The 12,626-nt window shown below is 75.1% G+C and carries 20 protein-coding genes; 7 read left to right on the forward strand and 13 right to left on the reverse strand.

All coding sequences use genetic code 11. The annotated features are described in order from the left end of the window. Positions 1 to 69: 69 nt before the first annotated feature. From TNCT1_RS05110 to TNCT1_RS05135, 6 genes are all read right to left on the reverse strand, one after another. Positions 70 to 906, reverse strand: coding sequence for an undecaprenyl-diphosphate phosphatase (locus TNCT1_RS05110; protein WP_143628705.1), 837 nt, complete (start codon positions 904 to 906; stop codon positions 70 to 72). A 75-nt stretch (positions 907 to 981) separates the two neighbouring features. Beyond that, on the reverse strand, positions 982 to 1,356 hold the full coding sequence (gene crcB / locus TNCT1_RS05115) for a fluoride efflux transporter CrcB (RefSeq protein WP_143628707.1): 375 nt from the start codon (positions 1,354 to 1,356) through the stop codon (positions 982 to 984). Further along, complete coding sequence (locus TNCT1_RS05120) at positions 1,353 to 1,733, reverse strand: DUF190 domain-containing protein (protein ID WP_143628710.1); 381 nt, start codon at positions 1,731 to 1,733, stop codon at positions 1,353 to 1,355. The genes crcB and TNCT1_RS05120 overlap by 4 nt, the downstream gene beginning before the upstream one ends. After that, positions 1,730 to 2,191 carry a CrcB family protein gene (locus TNCT1_RS05125; RefSeq protein ID WP_143628712.1) on the reverse strand — a complete coding sequence of 154 codons (462 nt, stop codon included), beginning with the start codon at positions 2,189 to 2,191 and terminating at the stop codon, positions 1,730 to 1,732. Before TNCT1_RS05125 ends, TNCT1_RS05120 begins: the two co-directional genes overlap by 4 nt. A 68-nt stretch (positions 2,192 to 2,259) precedes the next feature. After that, positions 2,260 to 3,210 carry an SMP-30/gluconolactonase/LRE family protein gene (locus TNCT1_RS05130; RefSeq protein ID WP_143628714.1) on the reverse strand — a complete coding sequence of 317 codons (951 nt, stop codon included), beginning with the start codon at positions 3,208 to 3,210 and terminating at the stop codon, positions 2,260 to 2,262. A gap of 6 nt (positions 3,211 to 3,216) precedes the next feature. After that, entirely contained in the window at positions 3,217 to 3,507 is a 291-nt protein-coding gene (locus tag TNCT1_RS05135) for a helix-turn-helix domain-containing protein (RefSeq protein WP_143628716.1), read from the reverse strand. Positions 3,508 to 3,594: 87 nt separating this feature from the next. Here TNCT1_RS05135 and TNCT1_RS35480 point away from each other — a divergent pair, with 87 nt between their 5' ends. From TNCT1_RS35480 to TNCT1_RS05145, 3 genes are all read left to right on the forward strand, one after another. Next, complete coding sequence (locus TNCT1_RS35480) at positions 3,595 to 3,753, forward strand: hypothetical protein (protein ID WP_160160375.1); 159 nt, start codon at positions 3,595 to 3,597, stop codon at positions 3,751 to 3,753. Positions 3,754 to 3,903: 150 nt separating this feature from the next. Then, complete coding sequence (locus TNCT1_RS05140; protein WP_143628718.1) at positions 3,904 to 4,254, forward strand: VOC family protein; 351 nt, start codon at positions 3,904 to 3,906, stop codon at positions 4,252 to 4,254. Positions 4,255 to 4,326: 72 nt separating this feature from the next. Next, complete coding sequence (locus tag TNCT1_RS05145; RefSeq protein WP_143628720.1) at positions 4,327 to 4,725, forward strand: MarR family winged helix-turn-helix transcriptional regulator; 399 nt, start codon at positions 4,327 to 4,329, stop codon at positions 4,723 to 4,725. Positions 4,726 to 4,798: 73 nt separating this feature from the next. Here the strand turns inward: TNCT1_RS05145 and TNCT1_RS05150 are convergent, their stop codons facing one another. From TNCT1_RS05150 to TNCT1_RS35765, 3 genes are all read right to left on the reverse strand, one after another. Then, positions 4,799 to 5,200 carry an SseB family protein gene (locus TNCT1_RS05150; protein WP_143628722.1) on the reverse strand — a complete coding sequence of 134 codons (402 nt, stop codon included), beginning with the start codon at positions 5,198 to 5,200 and terminating at the stop codon, positions 4,799 to 4,801. A gap of 230 nt (positions 5,201 to 5,430) precedes the next feature. Continuing rightward, positions 5,431 to 5,754 carry a DUF2795 domain-containing protein gene (locus TNCT1_RS05155; protein ID WP_143628723.1) on the reverse strand — a complete coding sequence of 108 codons (324 nt, stop codon included), beginning with the start codon at positions 5,752 to 5,754 and terminating at the stop codon, positions 5,431 to 5,433. Positions 5,755 to 5,900: 146 nt separating this feature from the next. Beyond that, the gene (locus tag TNCT1_RS35765) at positions 5,901 to 6,047 is read right to left on the reverse strand and encodes a hypothetical protein (protein WP_174266154.1); all 147 of its coding nucleotides are present in this window, start codon (positions 6,045 to 6,047) and stop codon (positions 5,901 to 5,903) included. Positions 6,048 to 6,225: 178 nt separating this feature from the next. On the opposite strand from TNCT1_RS35765, the gene TNCT1_RS05160 reads away from it, so the two are divergent. Further along, positions 6,226 to 6,420 carry a DUF2795 domain-containing protein gene (locus tag TNCT1_RS05160; RefSeq protein WP_143628726.1) on the forward strand — a complete coding sequence of 65 codons (195 nt, stop codon included), beginning with the start codon at positions 6,226 to 6,228 and terminating at the stop codon, positions 6,418 to 6,420. Positions 6,421 to 6,468: 48 nt separating this feature from the next. Here TNCT1_RS05160 and TNCT1_RS05165 read toward each other — a convergent pair whose 3' ends face one another. After that, complete coding sequence (locus tag TNCT1_RS05165) at positions 6,469 to 7,110, reverse strand: chloramphenicol phosphotransferase CPT family protein (protein WP_143628729.1); 642 nt, start codon at positions 7,108 to 7,110, stop codon at positions 6,469 to 6,471. A gap of 181 nt (positions 7,111 to 7,291) precedes the next feature. Here TNCT1_RS05165 and TNCT1_RS05170 point away from each other — a divergent pair, with 181 nt between their 5' ends. Then, positions 7,292 to 7,705 (forward strand): cold-shock protein, encoded by a 414-nt coding sequence (locus TNCT1_RS05170; protein ID WP_143628732.1) that lies wholly within the window; start codon positions 7,292 to 7,294, stop codon positions 7,703 to 7,705. Positions 7,706 to 7,765: 60 nt separating this feature from the next. On the opposite strand, the gene TNCT1_RS05175 is transcribed toward TNCT1_RS05170, so the two are convergent. After that, positions 7,766 to 8,584, reverse strand: coding sequence for a universal stress protein (locus TNCT1_RS05175; RefSeq protein WP_143628735.1), 819 nt, complete (start codon positions 8,582 to 8,584; stop codon positions 7,766 to 7,768). Positions 8,585 to 8,933: 349 nt separating this feature from the next. On the opposite strand from TNCT1_RS05175, the gene TNCT1_RS05180 reads away from it, so the two are divergent. Beyond that, the gene (locus TNCT1_RS05180; protein WP_143628738.1) at positions 8,934 to 9,815 is read left to right on the forward strand and encodes a universal stress protein; all 882 of its coding nucleotides are present in this window, start codon (positions 8,934 to 8,936) and stop codon (positions 9,813 to 9,815) included. A 164-nt stretch (positions 9,816 to 9,979) separates the two neighbouring features. Here TNCT1_RS05180 and TNCT1_RS05185 read toward each other — a convergent pair whose 3' ends face one another. Continuing rightward, on the reverse strand, positions 9,980 to 10,852 hold the full coding sequence (locus TNCT1_RS05185) for a universal stress protein (protein WP_143628741.1): 873 nt from the start codon (positions 10,850 to 10,852) through the stop codon (positions 9,980 to 9,982). A 55-nt stretch (positions 10,853 to 10,907) separates the two neighbouring features. Then, positions 10,908 to 11,771: a universal stress protein gene (locus tag TNCT1_RS05190; protein ID WP_143628744.1), complete on the reverse strand. Its 864-nt coding sequence runs from the start codon at positions 11,769 to 11,771 to the stop codon at positions 10,908 to 10,910. A gap of 564 nt (positions 11,772 to 12,335) precedes the next feature. Between TNCT1_RS05190 and TNCT1_RS05195 the strand changes: the two genes are divergently transcribed. Continuing rightward, positions 12,336 to 12,548, forward strand: coding sequence for a hypothetical protein (locus TNCT1_RS05195; protein ID WP_143628746.1), 213 nt, complete (start codon positions 12,336 to 12,338; stop codon positions 12,546 to 12,548). The last annotated feature ends 78 nt before the right edge of the window (positions 12,549 to 12,626 follow it).

Here is a 12,626-nt window from a genome sequence, read left to right on the forward strand (position 1 = left end):
CGGGAACGGGCACGGGGTGCGGCGCCCGTCGTCGGGCTGCCGCACCCCGTGGGTGGCCGGTGGCCGCGCTCAGCCGCTGAGCGTGCCGGTCGCGAGGAGACCGAGGAGCGCCACGCCGATCACGATCCGGTAGATCACGAAGGCGTTGAAGGAGTGCTTGGCGACGAACTTCAGCAGCCAGGCGATGGAGGCGTAGGCGACGACGAAGGACACGATCGTGCCGACGGCCAGCGGGGCGGCGCCCACGCCGGCGCCGAGGGCGTCCTTCAGCTCGTAGACGCCGGCGCCGGTCAGGGCCGGGATGCCGAGGAAGAAGGACAGCCGGGTGGCCGCGACCCGGTCCAGGTCGAGGACGAGCGCGGTGGACATGGTGGCGCCGGAGCGGGAGAAGCCGGGGAAGAGCAGGGCGAGGATCTGCGAGCAGCCGACCAGCATCGCGTCCTTGAAGGACGTGTCGTCCTCACCGCGCTTGTGGCGGCCCATCTGGTCGGCCGCCCACATCACACCGGACCCGGCGATCAGGGAGCCGGCGACCACCCAGAGCGAGGCCAGCGGGCCGTCGATCAGCGGCTTCGCCGCGAGGCCCACGACGACGATCGGGACGGTGGCGGCGATCACCCACCAGGCGAACTTGTAGTCGTGGTGGTAGCGCTCCTCGGGCTTGGTCAGCCCGCGGAACCAGGCGGAGACGATCCGCTTGATGTCCTTGAAGAAGTACACGAGCACGGCCGCGATGGCGCCGACCTGGATGACGGCCGAGAACCCGACGACGGACTTGTCGTCGACGGGGATGTCCATGAGGCCTTCGACGATCTTGAGGTGGCCGGTGGACGACACGGGGAGGAATTCGGTCACCCCCTCGACGACTCCGAGGACGACGGCCTGACCGACGGAGATGGCGCTCATGGGATCCAGTTCTGAGGAGAGTTGGTCGACAGGGCTGTAGACGCCCCTACTATGCCCGGTCCGCGGGACGGGTCGCTACGCCCACAGGGCTCCGGCGAGCCACACCCCGGCGAAGGCCGCCGCCAGGCCGGCCACCACGCTCGCCGCGGCGTTGGCCGCAGCGTAGAGGCTCGCACCGGCCTCGGTCAGCCTGAGCGTCTCGTAGGAGAAGGTCGAGTACGTCGTCAGGGCACCGCACAGGCCGGTACCCAGCAGCAGCTGAAGGTGCTGACCTGCGGCTCCGGCGGAGGCGGCGCCGGTGATCAGGCCCAGGACCAGACAGCCGGTGACGTTCACCACGAAGGTGCCCCAGGGGAAGAGCGAGTCGTGCCTGGCCTGGACGGCCCGGTCGGTGAGATAGCGCAGCGGCGCCCCGACCAGCGCACCCAGGACGACCAGCAGCCAGTTCACAACGACCTCTTACCCTTCGGGTCCGTTTCGTCCGGTTCCGGGGTTCGGCCGGCGTACCGGACGACCTCGCACTCGTCCAGGGTGACCAGGCCTTCGGCGACGAGTTCGTCCAGTTGCGGCAGGAAGGCGCGGATCCGCTCCTCGGTGTCCACGACGACGATCGCGACGGGCAGGTCCTCGCTCAACGACAGCAGCCGGCAGGTGTGGATGCGCGAGGAGGCGCCGAAGCCCTCGACGCCACGGAAGACGCTGGCCCCGGCGAGACCGGCGGCGTGCGCGCGGTGCACGATCTCGGAGTAGAGGGGCTTGTGGTGCCAGGTGTCGTCCTCGCCGATGTACACGGTCAGCCGCAGCGCCCGGCCGGTGAGGGATGTCATCGCTGCCTCCTGGTGAGCAGGGCCCGGGCGGCGGCCGAGGCCGCCCACACCGCCGCGACGGCCGCGAGCAAGGTGACGGCGAGGTAGGCGAGCGCGGTGCGCGGGTGCCCGCCTTCGGCCAGTTTCTGGATGTCGACGGCGTAGGTGGAGAAGGTGGTGTAGCCGCCGAGCACGCCGGTGCCGAAGAAGGGGCGCACCAGACGGTGGGCGGCCCACACATCGGTGATCAGCACCATGAAGACGCCGATCACGGCGCAGCCGGTGACGTTGGTCCAGAAGGTGGCCCAGGGGAAGCCGCCGGGCGGGGTGGGCCAGGCCAGAGTGAAGGCGTAGCGGACGGTCGCCCCGAGGGCGCCGCCGGCCGAGACCACCGCGACGACGGGGGCCTGGGTGCGCCACGCGGGCCGCCGCCGCGACGCGGGGCGGGCACGAAGGCTCTCGGTTTCCGGGGCTGTCATGCGCGGGGATCTCCTGTTCGGCCGGACCACGGCGGGTGATCACGGCCGGGCACCAGGGTACCGCCGGGTCACCCGGTGGCCGGAGCCGCGCAGACGGCGACGCCCGGCTCCCAGAAGCTGCCGAGGACCAGGAGTCCGCCGGTCCTGCAGACGCTGGTGACCATGCGGAAGCGGGAGCGCCGGCGGGTCAGGTGGTGCACGGTGCGGCCGTGGTCGTCGACCGCGAGCACGCCGGTCGTGCCGCTCGGCCGGTACGGGGCGCGGACTGCGGCCCGGGCGGCGGCGCGGCGGACGCCGGACGGGGCGCGGTGCAGCAGGTCGAGCGGGGGGACGCGGGGCCCGGCCAGGGCCACCCAGACCGGGCCGGCCGGGCCCTCCCGCCAGATGTTGTCGGGCATGCCGGGCAGCTCGGCGAAGAGTTCGGCCTGTCCGGCGCGCGGCCCGGTGAGGTGGTACCGGGTGAGCCGGCAGGCGCCGGTCTCGGCCACCACCAGGAAGGATCCGTCGCCGCTCGGCGCGAGGCCGTTGGCGAACTGGAGGCCGTCCAGCAGCACCTCGGGGGCGCCGCCGCCGGGCGACAGGCGCAGCAGCCGCCCGGTGCCGGTGTGCTCCACGATGTCGCCGATCCACCGTTCGAGGGGGTAGCGGCGGCTGGAGGCGGTGAAGCACACGCTGCCGTCGGCCAGCGCGACGGCGTTGCTGCACACCCGCAGCCGCTCCCCCGCCACCGAGTCCGCGAGCACCCGCACCGCGCCGGCGGGGTCGACCCGCAGCAGGCCGCGCTCGGCGTCGCACACCAGCAGGCCGCCGTCGGGCAGCGGCTCCAGGCCGAGCGGGCGGCCGCCGGTGTGGGCCACCGTCTCGACCTGGGCCGTGTGCGGGTCCGTGAGGTGGCGGATCCGCAGGACGCGGCCGTCCGCCGTGCCGGTCAGGACGTCGCCCCGGGCGTCGGTCACCACGTCCTCGGGGCCGCGGCCGCCGAGGGCGACGCAGTGGAGCGGGACGAGTGCCGTGGACATACCTGTTCACCAGCCTTTCTCGAACATGCGGGCCACCTCGGCGATGCGCGTCTCGTCGCGACGGTAGTGGGTGCGGCACCGGATCCGCCGGGTACGCAGCAGACCCAGACGGGCCAGGAGGCCGAGGTGGGCGGCGGCGGTGCGGCGGGGCACGCCGAGCCCGGCGGCCACGGCCCGCGCGGTGACGCCCGTCTCCGCCGGGTCGCCTTGCGCGCGGCCCGCCGGGAAGTGCGCCGCCGGGTCCTTGAGCCGCTCCAGGATGGTCTGCCGTATGCGGCCCGAGGGGGTCCCCGTCATCCGTCCCGCCTCCGTCCCCCGTATCCTCGTGCGCGGCATTCCCACTGTGCCGCGGCCGGACACGTCCCGTACGGAACTCGCCGGTCCTTGACCGGTACCGAACTGCTCCTGCGGCGGCGGCAGTTGGCGGGTACCGGGCCGGCCGGTCCGGCGTCGGCGGGGCTCGTGACCACGGTCATCGGCGCGCACGTCCCCGCCCGACGGGCGGCACGCCTCACCGTCGCGGGGGTGCTGCACGGCGAGTGAGCGGCCCCGCCCGGCGCCCGCCCGCGGCCACCGGTCAGGACCGCGGTCAACCGGTCAGGATCGGAGAAGCGGTCGCGGGTGCACCCGCCCTAGCGTGGGAGTCACCGGTGGGAAGCCGCCGGTGACCTTCGTCTTCCAGGAGTGAGTGCCATGACCGCCGGTGTGCAGACGATCATCTACCCCGTCAAGGACCTGGAGCGCGCCAAGGCGCTGTTCGCGGCGCTGCTGGGGGTCGAGCCGTACGCGGACGAGCCGTACTACGTGGGCTTCAAGGCCGCCGGGCAGGACGTCGGTCTCGATCCGAACGGACACGCCAAGGGCATGACCGGGCCGGTCCCCTACTGGCACGTGAGCGATCTGCGGGAGCGGCTGGCGGCGCTGGTGTCGGCCGGCGCCGAGCTGCTGCAGGACGCGCAGGACGTCGGCGGCGGACGGCTGATCGCGTTCGTCAGGGACGCCGACGGCAACCTGGTGGGCCTGCTCCAGGACCCGGCCGCCTGAGCCGCCACCGGCCCCGGCACCGATACTAGTTGCACAGTCAACGATTGGCCGGAACGGTGCTACCGTGCGGGTATGGCAGTGAAGACGGCCGACGCCCGGCTCGAGGAACGCTGGCGGGACATCCTCACGGTGCACGCGCGCACGATGTGCGAGATCGACCGTGCCCTGCATCCGCACGGGCTCGGCGCCAGCGACTTCGAGGTGCTGGACATCCTCGCCGCCGAGTCGCCCGCGGAGGGCGACCAGTGCCGGGTGCAGAACCTGGTCGGACGGGTCCATCTCAGCCAGAGCGCGCTGTCCCGGCTGATCGACCGGCTGGAGAAGGACGGGCTGGTCGAGCGCTCGGTGTGCGCGGAGGACCGGCGCGGGGTGTGGGTCGCGCTGACCCGCAAGGGGCGCGAGCTGCACGCCGAGGTGCTCCCGCTGCAGCGGGCCGTGCTGGAGCGCATGCTCGCCGAACGGGCCGGATGACCGGTCCCGGACGGCGTTCCGCCGCCCGCGGGGCACTCTCGTGCGCCCCGCGGGCGCGTCGTGCACGGGCCGCTCAGCGGGCCAGCAGCGTGCGCACGCCCTGTGAGGTCAGCGTCAGGCCGTGGGCGGAGCTGCCGTCGATGGCGAGGGAGAGGTCTTCCTCGGGCCACTGGGAGGCCAGGGCGCCGAGCGGTATCAGACGGTAGCGGGAGACGAACGGCAGCAGCTCGGCCATCGTCCCCTCCGAGGTGAACACCGGCACCACCGGGTCCCCTTCGCTCTGTTCGAGGATGGGCAGTGCGAGGGTCGAGCCGTCTGCGCCCTCCCCGTCCACCGCCTCGTCCGGCACCGGGACGAGCACCTCGCTGTGGGCGAGGGTGTCCAGGGCGATCTGGTCCTCCGCGTTCACGGCCAGCGCGTCGAGCGCCTGCTGGGCCGGCGTGGGCTGTCGGTCGTCGTGGGCGGGTGTCTCCATGGCAGATCCCCAGGTAGCGGCGGTACGGGCACACGGCCGGGGGCCCGGGCGTGCTTCCGCCTCGCGTACCCGGTTCCGATTCGGGCCATGCGTGCGGATTCCGGGGAGGACCGGCGGCCGGCCGGTGAGGGGGGCGACGCGGCCGCCGGAGGCCGGCGGCGGACGGCGCACCACGGCGGCGGCCTCCGCCCGGCGGGGCGGGCCCAGGGGTGTCGAGCACGGTGTGCGGGTCAGCGGCCGAACTCCTCCTGGATCGGCGTCCTGGGCTCCTCGCGCAGGTGCTGGGCCAGGTCGGGCCTGCCGCCGTGCCGCGGCCGCGCCCGTTCGGGCCGTCGTACGACGTGGCGCCCGAGGTCCGGGCCGCGCTCGGCACGGACCGACCCGGCGACCTCCTCGCGGTCGGCGTACCGCCCGGGCGGGATGCCGCGCAGGGTCTCGACCACTTCCTCCGGTGCGCCGGAGGCACGGGCGGCCGTCACCAGCCGCTCCCTGCCGGCGGGGAAGTCGACGCCCTCGATCGCGGCCAGCACCGCGGGAACGCCGGTGTGGGCCATCGTGTCGCCTCCTCCGGTCTCCTTCTTCCGCGGTCTCCTTATCCGGCCTCCGGTGTCCTCCTATGGCCCCTTTTGGACGTCGATTACGGCCCTTTTGGACGTCGATTACGGCCCTTTCGACGCCACTCGCTACGGCCCTTTCGTCGTCACTCGCCGCCGCCGGAGACGTCCTGCTCGCTCTCCTCGTCGTCCCGTTCGCCCTCGGCCTGCGAGGGAGTGGTGTGCGGCGGTCCGGGCGTCAGGTCGTCGTCGTCCCGTTCGCCCTCGGCCTGGGAGGGAGTCTGCTCGGTCATTCCGTGCCTCCACGCCTGTCGCGAGACTGTGCGGGCATTCCGGGTACCCGCGCGCACCGGATCCCATAACGGGAGGAATCGGGGTGAATCCGTCACCTGCGACGGGGTACCTGAGCGGTCCGGCGCGAAGTGGGCGCCGGCCGAACCGTAGATCCCTTCTCGCCGCCCTGGAGGAACCATGGCGGGTGTCAGCCCCACCGATCTGCAGAAGGCCCTGTCCGGCGCGGAGTACCCGTGCGACTCCGCCCAGCTCCGGAAGGTCGCCGAGGACAACCACGCGCCGAAGGAGGTCACCGAGCGCATCGCGCACCTCGGGAAGAAGGAGTTCCAGAATCCCGCCGAGGTGAGCAAGGCGGTCTTCCGCAACGAGTAGCCCGTCGAGGGCGCACGGCGGCCGGGGCGTCCCGCTCCGGCCGCCGCGTCACGCCCCGGCCGCCGGTCCGGGTCCGTCCTCTTGGCGCGAGGCCGCCCGGAGCCTTTGGAAGGCGGTGGGGCTCGGCCGGTCCCGCATGAAACCGGCGATGCGCAGGGCGCAGTCGCGCGGGGACAGCACGCTGGTGTCCACCTCGACGTCGTGCGGTGCGTACGCGTGGACGTGCTCGTACTGCAGGGCGGCCAGCCCCGGCTGCCGGTCGCCCCGGGCGCGCTCCCGGCGTGCCAGCTCGGGCAGCGGGCAGCGGACCGCGACCAGGACGGTGTCGGCGGGCGCCAGCAGGCCGAGCAGGTCGAGCAGGCGCCAGTGGCGGCTGAGCGGATGGTCCACCACGAGGTTGTTGCCGCCCGCCGCCATCCCGGCGACGGCGCGATGGAAGCCCTTGACGGTGCGGTCGATCTCGGCCTGGAGGTCAGCGCCCGCGGCCGGCCGGCCGCCGCGCATGGCGTGGAAGGCGTCGACGGGCATGTGGAACCAGGTGCCGTCGAGCTCCTTCAGCAGCTCCCCGGCGATGCTCGACTTGCCCGAGCTGGACGTGCCGTTGAGCAGGACGACCGTCCCGCCGACGGGGGTGTCCGGGATGCGCGCGTGGTCCGGGTCGGCGGGGTGCGGAGCCGCTTCGGTGGCCATGAGTCGTCCTTCCGTCCGCGCGGGCCGAGCCGGGCGTGACGCGCTGATCATCGCACTGCGGCAGGCGGCCCGTGCGAGCGGGCGGGGCCGGGCTCGGCTCGCCCCGGCGGCTCGCGGTGGCCTAGTCTTCGCGCTGGTGACGGCCCGGGCAACGGGGCCGGGTTCTCTGGGGGTTGGTGGCATGGTCGCTGGTCGGGTGGTGCGGTTCGACGGTTCCCGGGGGTATGGGTTCATCGCTCCGGACGACGGCACCGAGGACGTCTTCCTGCACGTGAACGACCTGCTCATTCCCGAGCAACAGGTGCGTCCGGGACTCGCGGTGGAGTTCGACGTCGAGGAGGGCGACCGGGGCCTGAAGGCCTCGGCGGTGAAGCTGGCGGCGGCCAGGGCCGGGGGCGCGGTGTCCTTCCCGGTCGCGGCCAGGCAGCCGGACGGCGACGACTCGCTGTGCGACGTCCTCACCCCGGACGAGTACCTGCACGAGGTCACCGAGATCCTGCTGGCCGCCGCGCCGACCCTGACCGGGGCCCAGATCCTCCAGGTCCGGCTCGGACTGCTGCGGTTCGGCCGGAATCACGGGTGGACCGAGGACTGACGTCCCGGCTCCGGTCATGCCCGGGGCACGGCTCCGGTCATGCCTGGGGCACGGCTCCGGTCATGCCCGGGGCACGACAGCGACCGGGCACGGCGCGTGATGGAGCATCGCGTGGCTGATCAGGCCCAGTTGCAGACCCGGGTGCGTGTGCCGCCGGGGAGCGCCGACGACCAGCAGGTCCGCGCCGGAGGCGGCGTCGAGCAGCTCCCGGCGTGCCGGACCCTCGGTCACCCTGCGGGTCACCGGGACGTCGGGGTACCGCTCCGTCATCTCGCGCAGGGCGTCGTCGAGCACCTGCGCGGGCGCGCGCCGGTGTGCCTCCAGGGGCCATGAGGGCGCCTGCGCCGTGGTGTGCGCGTCGCGCGGCGCGGTCCAGGCGTGCACCGCGACCAGCCCGCTGTGCCGCACCTGCGCCTCGCGGAAGGCGAACGCCACCGCCGTGCCGCTGCCCTGCCCGGCCTCGACGCCCACGACGACGCCGCCGGACCCGCTCCCCCGGTGCCCTGCGCCGCCGCGCACCACGACCACCGGGCAGTCCGCCCGGGCCGCAACGGCCAGGCCGACCGACCCCAGGAGCATCCCCTCCCAGTCCCCGAGACCCCGGGAGCCGAGGACCAGCGCGAAGGCGTCGCGTCCCGCCCCGGTCAGGGCCGTGGCCGGGTCACCGCGCAGCACCTCGCGGGAGACCGGCGCCGCGCGGGCGTGCCGCCCGGCGCGCTCCATCGCGGTGCCGAGCGGTTCGGGGACGTCCTGCTCCTCCGCCGCCACGTGCACGAGACGCAGCGGCAGACGGTGCCGGACCGCCTCGTCGGCGGCCCAGTCGACCGCGTCCAGACTCGCCTCGGAGCCGTCGACGCCGACCACCAGGGGTTTCGCCACCGCCGTCGTCTCCTCTCGGGCCGGCGGACCGGCCACCCGGGTCTCCAGCTTCTTACGGGAGCAGTACGGCCGCCACGCGACCGGCGGCCGCGCCGGGGCCTCGCGGCTCCGGGGAGCGCGGACGGACGCGGTGTCCTGGAGTTGAGCCGGGGGCCGCGGGGTCCTGTCGTCGAATTCCCGTCGTCCGCCCGCGGGGCAGACGGGATTTTTACGACAGGGCCTGGGGACACGGTGAAGCGAGCGGAACCGCACGCCGTGCGTTCAGGGCCCGCGCGAGGCGGGCGGCCCCCGGCTCCCTCCGTGCCGGGGTCAGCGCCGGGAGGGACACCCGGCTGTCCGGAGGTGTGTCATGACGAACCCGGTCGTCGTCGGAGTGGACGGATCGCCGTCGAGTCTGGTCGCGGTCGAGGTGGCCGCCCGTGAGGCGGGGTTGCACGGCACGGAACTGCGCCTGGTGCACGCCTTCGGCTGGCCGTCGCTGCACCTGCCGCCCGGCGGGCCCCCGTGGAGTCCGGCGGCGGCGGGGATGCGCGAGATGGTGGACGGCACTCTGGAGCAGGCCGAACAGCGGGCCCGGGAGACCGTGCCGGAGCTGGCGGTCGCCCGCGAAGTGGCCGTCGGCGAGCCGCTGATGGTGCTGGAGATCGAGTCGCACACCGCCTCGCTCGTCGTGGTCGGCAGCCGGGGTCTTGGCGGGTTCGGCGGCCTGCTGCTCGGCTCCACCGGGGTGCACCTGGCCGCGCACGGCCGCTGCCCGGTGCTGGTGGTGCGCGGCCGGCCCGATCCGGACGGTCCGGTGCTGCTGGCGTTCGACGGTTCGCCGGCGGGCGGGGCGGCCGTCGCCTTCGCCTTCGCCGAGGCGTCGCTGCGCGGCGCCGACCTGGTGGCGCTGCGGGCGTGGAACACCTGGAGCGAGGGCCCCGACGAACTCACCCATCCGCTGGACTTGGTGGTGGACGTCGACCGGGTCCAGGCGCTGGAGGAGCGGGCGCTGGAGGAGGGGCTGCGCCCGTGGCAGGAGCGGTATCCGGATGTCTCGGTGGAGCGGCGGGTGGAGTCCTCCAGAGTGCGCCCCGCACTGATCGAGGCCACCGGCGAGGCGCAACTGGTGGTCGCCGGCGCCCGCGGCCGCGGCGGCTTCACGGGCCTGCTGCTGGGCTCGGTGAGCCAGGCCCTGCTGCACCACGCCCACTGCCCGGTCGCCGTGGTACGGGGCCCTGCGGAGGCCTGAGGGGTCGCCCGGGGCAGCGCGGGGTCCGGCTGTCACTGGGCGGGGCGGGGCTGGGGGACGCAGGCTCTGGGGCGGGGGCAGTGGCACGGGGGCGGGGCCTGCGAGGATGCGGGTCTCGCCTTACCGACGAGGGCGGGCCGCGCTCGTTCCGGGTTCCGGGCCGGTCAGGGGGGCTCGGGAACGACGGCCACCGGGCAGGCCGCGTGGTGCAGGACGCCGTGTACGACACGGCCGAGGTGGAGGTCGAAGGCACCGTGCCGGCGGCGGGCGCCGACGACGAGCAGGCCGGCCTCGCGGGAGGCGGTGAGCAGGACGTCCCGGGCGTGGCCCTCCAGGGCGAGGTGGTCCACGCGCAGACCGGCCGGCGTGTCGGTCAGGGCCTCCGCCGCCGCCTCGGCGGCCCGCTGTTCCTCGAAGCGGGCGGGCTCGCCGGCCCGCGGCGGGTGCCCGGCGGCCGCGTGCGCCGGATGCCGCCACGCCCGCAGGGCCTTCAGGGGCACCCCGCGCAGCAGCGCCTCCTCGGCCGCGAAGCGCGCGGCGGCCGAGAGCGTCGGCTTCTCCCCGACGCCGAGGACGACCGGACCGTGCTGTGCGGAGGGGTCCCGGTCGTCGTGGCCGCCGCGCAGCACGATCACCGGGCACTGCGCCCGCCCGGCGACCGTGAGGCTCACCGAGCCGAGCAGCGCCTCGGCCATGCCTCCGCGGCCGCGGCAGCCCAGCACCACCGCGAGCGCGACGCGGCTCTCCCGTACCAGCCCGTCCGCCGCCTCCTCGGGCAGCACGTCGGTGGCGACCCGCACTTCGGGCCGCCGGCGCCGGGCGCGCGACTCGGCGGTGCCGACCACGTCCTGCGCCATGACCTCCTCCTTGGGGCGGTTCAGCTCCTGGGCGAGCAGGGCGCCCTCGTAGCGGTCCCAGAGCGAGGCGTACACCAGGCGCAGCGGCGCGCCCCGCAGGGCGGCCTCTTCGGCCGCCCAGTCGACGGCCCGCAGGCTGGGCTCGGATCCGTCGACGCCGACGACGATCGGCAGGTCCATCGGGCTCTCCTTCGCTCGGGGCCGGGCGTGCGGGTGCGCTCGGCGGTCAGGTGCGTCAGGTGTGCGGAACGACGGCCACGGGGGCTTCGGCGTGGTGCAGCACGGCGTGCGTGACATGGCCGACGCGGGCGCCGATGGCTCCGGTGCGGACGCGGCGGCCCACGACGACCAGGGCGGCGTCGCGGGCGGCGCCGACGAGGACCCGTGCGGCGCCGCCGCACCGGCTCGCCTCGATCACCCGGACATCGGGGAACTTCCGCCGCCAGGGACGCAGTACCTCGGTCAGGACGGCGGCCTGCCCGCGCGCGTACGAGGCGCGCGCCGCGGCGTCACCGTACAGGGGGTGCACGCCGGCGCGCGGCTCGGTCCAGCCGTGCACGGCCCGCAGGGCGGTGTTCCGGCACGCGGCGGCGGCGAAGGCGAACTCCAGCAGCGTGTCGTCCGGCGTGCCGGTGTCGAGGCCGAGGACCACGGGCCGGAAGGGCGTGCCGGCCGACGGTACGCCCGCCGGGTCCGGCCGGTGTTCGCCGGCGGCCCGCTCACCGGCGCGTACCAGCACCACCGGACGCTCCGCGCGGGCGATGACGGCCAGGCCGACCGCGCCGAGCAGGAACCCGCCGACCGTGCCGAGCCCGCGCGAGCCCAGCACCATCAACTCGGCGCCGTCCGCCGCCTCGGTCAGGGCCGCGGCGGGGTCTCCGGTGAGCTGGTCGGTGACCACCTCGACCCGCGGGTGGCGCAGCCGGACGTCCTCGGCGGCCGCACGCGGGACGACGGCCGTGCCCGCGGGGGCGCCCGGCTCCCGGACGTTGACGATCTTCAGCGGCAGCCGGCGCAACAGGGCTTCGCGGGCGGCCCATTCGACGGCGGCCCGGCTCTCGGGCGAGTCGTCGAGCCCCGCGGTGACGGTTCGGATCACGGTCTCCACCTCCGGGACGGGATCGCGGTTCGGACGGAGTGCGCACCCGGTTCGGACGGGGCTCGGACGGGGCTGCGCGCCGCCACCACGGAGGCGGGAGCCCGGGGCCGACGCCGGCCTCGCCGCGGCCCGACACGCCTCCGCCTTCCCGGCGTCCGGGCCCGCCCCGCCGGTGGACGCGGACGCCGGTACGACCGGCCTGACGTCGTCCTCGCCGACGCGCCGCCCGCCGACGCGCCGAGCGGCAGCGCACCGGCTGCCGGCCGCGTCCGACGCCGTGGCTCCGGCCGCCGGCCGCCGACGGAGGCGACATCTCCAGTGCAGCGCGTGCGACGGAGCCGCACCTGGGCCGAACAGCCCCTATTCCGGGTCCCTGAGTCCTTTCCGCGCCCGGCGCCACGGCCCGGGGGCGCGGGAACTGGCAGCCCGGCCGCAGCGGGACTTCCATGGAAGGAGCGGTGGTTCTCCCCCGTTCCCGGATCCCCCACCGCCCGGTACGGCACGGCGGCCCGCGACGCAGCGCGGGCGCGTGACACCGGTCCGCCGCACGCCCAGGGAGGAACAGTGAGCAAGCGTGCCCGACCCCTGCCCCGCATCGAGTCCGAGCGCTGCGGGGCCCGGCTGCCGCCCCGCGGCACCGCGCGCCTCGCTGGCGTTCGTGTGAAGGACGGTCACGGCGCCAGGGCGTCCCGGGGCGCGTCGGGCGACTGGATGCTGCTGCCCGGCGGCACCTGGCGGCGCGTCCGGACGATCCGCGTGCCGAGCCTGTTCGGCTGAGGTGCGAGCGGCCGGCCGGGCCGTCGCCCGGAACCCCGGGCTGGCGTGGAGCGAGCCTGCACGGTCGGGCATCCTGGG

The organism is Streptomyces sp. 1-11 (assembly GCF_007176755.1).
Taxonomy (GTDB): Bacteria; Actinomycetota; Actinomycetes; order Streptomycetales; family Streptomycetaceae; genus Streptomyces.

What these genes read in the sequence shown, in the direction of transcription:
- TNCT1_RS05110 (WP_143628705.1), bottom strand. Translation starts at nt 906, where the DNA reads ATGAGCGCCATCTCCGTCGGTCAGGCCGTCGTCCTCGGAGTCGTCGAG.
- TNCT1_RS05120 (WP_143628710.1), bottom strand. Translation starts at nt 1,733, where the DNA reads ATGACATCCCTCACCGGCCGGGCGCTGCGGCTGACCGTGTACATCGGC.
- TNCT1_RS05125 (WP_143628712.1), bottom strand. Translation starts at nt 2,191, where the DNA reads ATGACAGCCCCGGAAACCGAGAGCCTTCGTGCCCGCCCCGCGTCGCGG.
- TNCT1_RS05130 (WP_143628714.1), bottom strand. Translation starts at nt 3,210, where the DNA reads ATGTCCACGGCACTCGTCCCGCTCCACTGCGTCGCCCTCGGCGGCCGC.
- TNCT1_RS05135 (WP_143628716.1), bottom strand. Translation starts at nt 3,507, where the DNA reads ATGACGGGGACCCCCTCGGGCCGCATACGGCAGACCATCCTGGAGCGG.
- TNCT1_RS05140 (WP_143628718.1), top strand. Translation starts at nt 3,904, where the DNA reads ATGACCGCCGGTGTGCAGACGATCATCTACCCCGTCAAGGACCTGGAG.
- TNCT1_RS05145 (WP_143628720.1), top strand. Translation starts at nt 4,327, where the DNA reads ATGGCAGTGAAGACGGCCGACGCCCGGCTCGAGGAACGCTGGCGGGAC.
- TNCT1_RS05150 (WP_143628722.1), bottom strand. Translation starts at nt 5,200, where the DNA reads ATGGAGACACCCGCCCACGACGACCGACAGCCCACGCCGGCCCAGCAG.
- TNCT1_RS05155 (WP_143628723.1), bottom strand. Translation starts at nt 5,754, where the DNA reads ATGGCCCACACCGGCGTTCCCGCGGTGCTGGCCGCGATCGAGGGCGTC.
- TNCT1_RS35765 (WP_174266154.1), bottom strand. Translation starts at nt 6,047, where the DNA reads ATGACCGAGCAGACTCCCTCCCAGGCCGAGGGCGAACGGGACGACGAC.
- TNCT1_RS05160 (WP_143628726.1), top strand. Translation starts at nt 6,226, where the DNA reads ATGGCGGGTGTCAGCCCCACCGATCTGCAGAAGGCCCTGTCCGGCGCG.
- TNCT1_RS05165 (WP_143628729.1), bottom strand. Translation starts at nt 7,110, where the DNA reads ATGGCCACCGAAGCGGCTCCGCACCCCGCCGACCCGGACCACGCGCGC.
- TNCT1_RS05170 (WP_143628732.1), top strand. Translation starts at nt 7,292, where the DNA reads ATGGTCGCTGGTCGGGTGGTGCGGTTCGACGGTTCCCGGGGGTATGGG.
- TNCT1_RS05180 (WP_143628738.1), top strand. Translation starts at nt 8,934, where the DNA reads ATGACGAACCCGGTCGTCGTCGGAGTGGACGGATCGCCGTCGAGTCTG.
- TNCT1_RS05185 (WP_143628741.1), bottom strand. Translation starts at nt 10,852, where the DNA reads ATGGACCTGCCGATCGTCGTCGGCGTCGACGGATCCGAGCCCAGCCTG.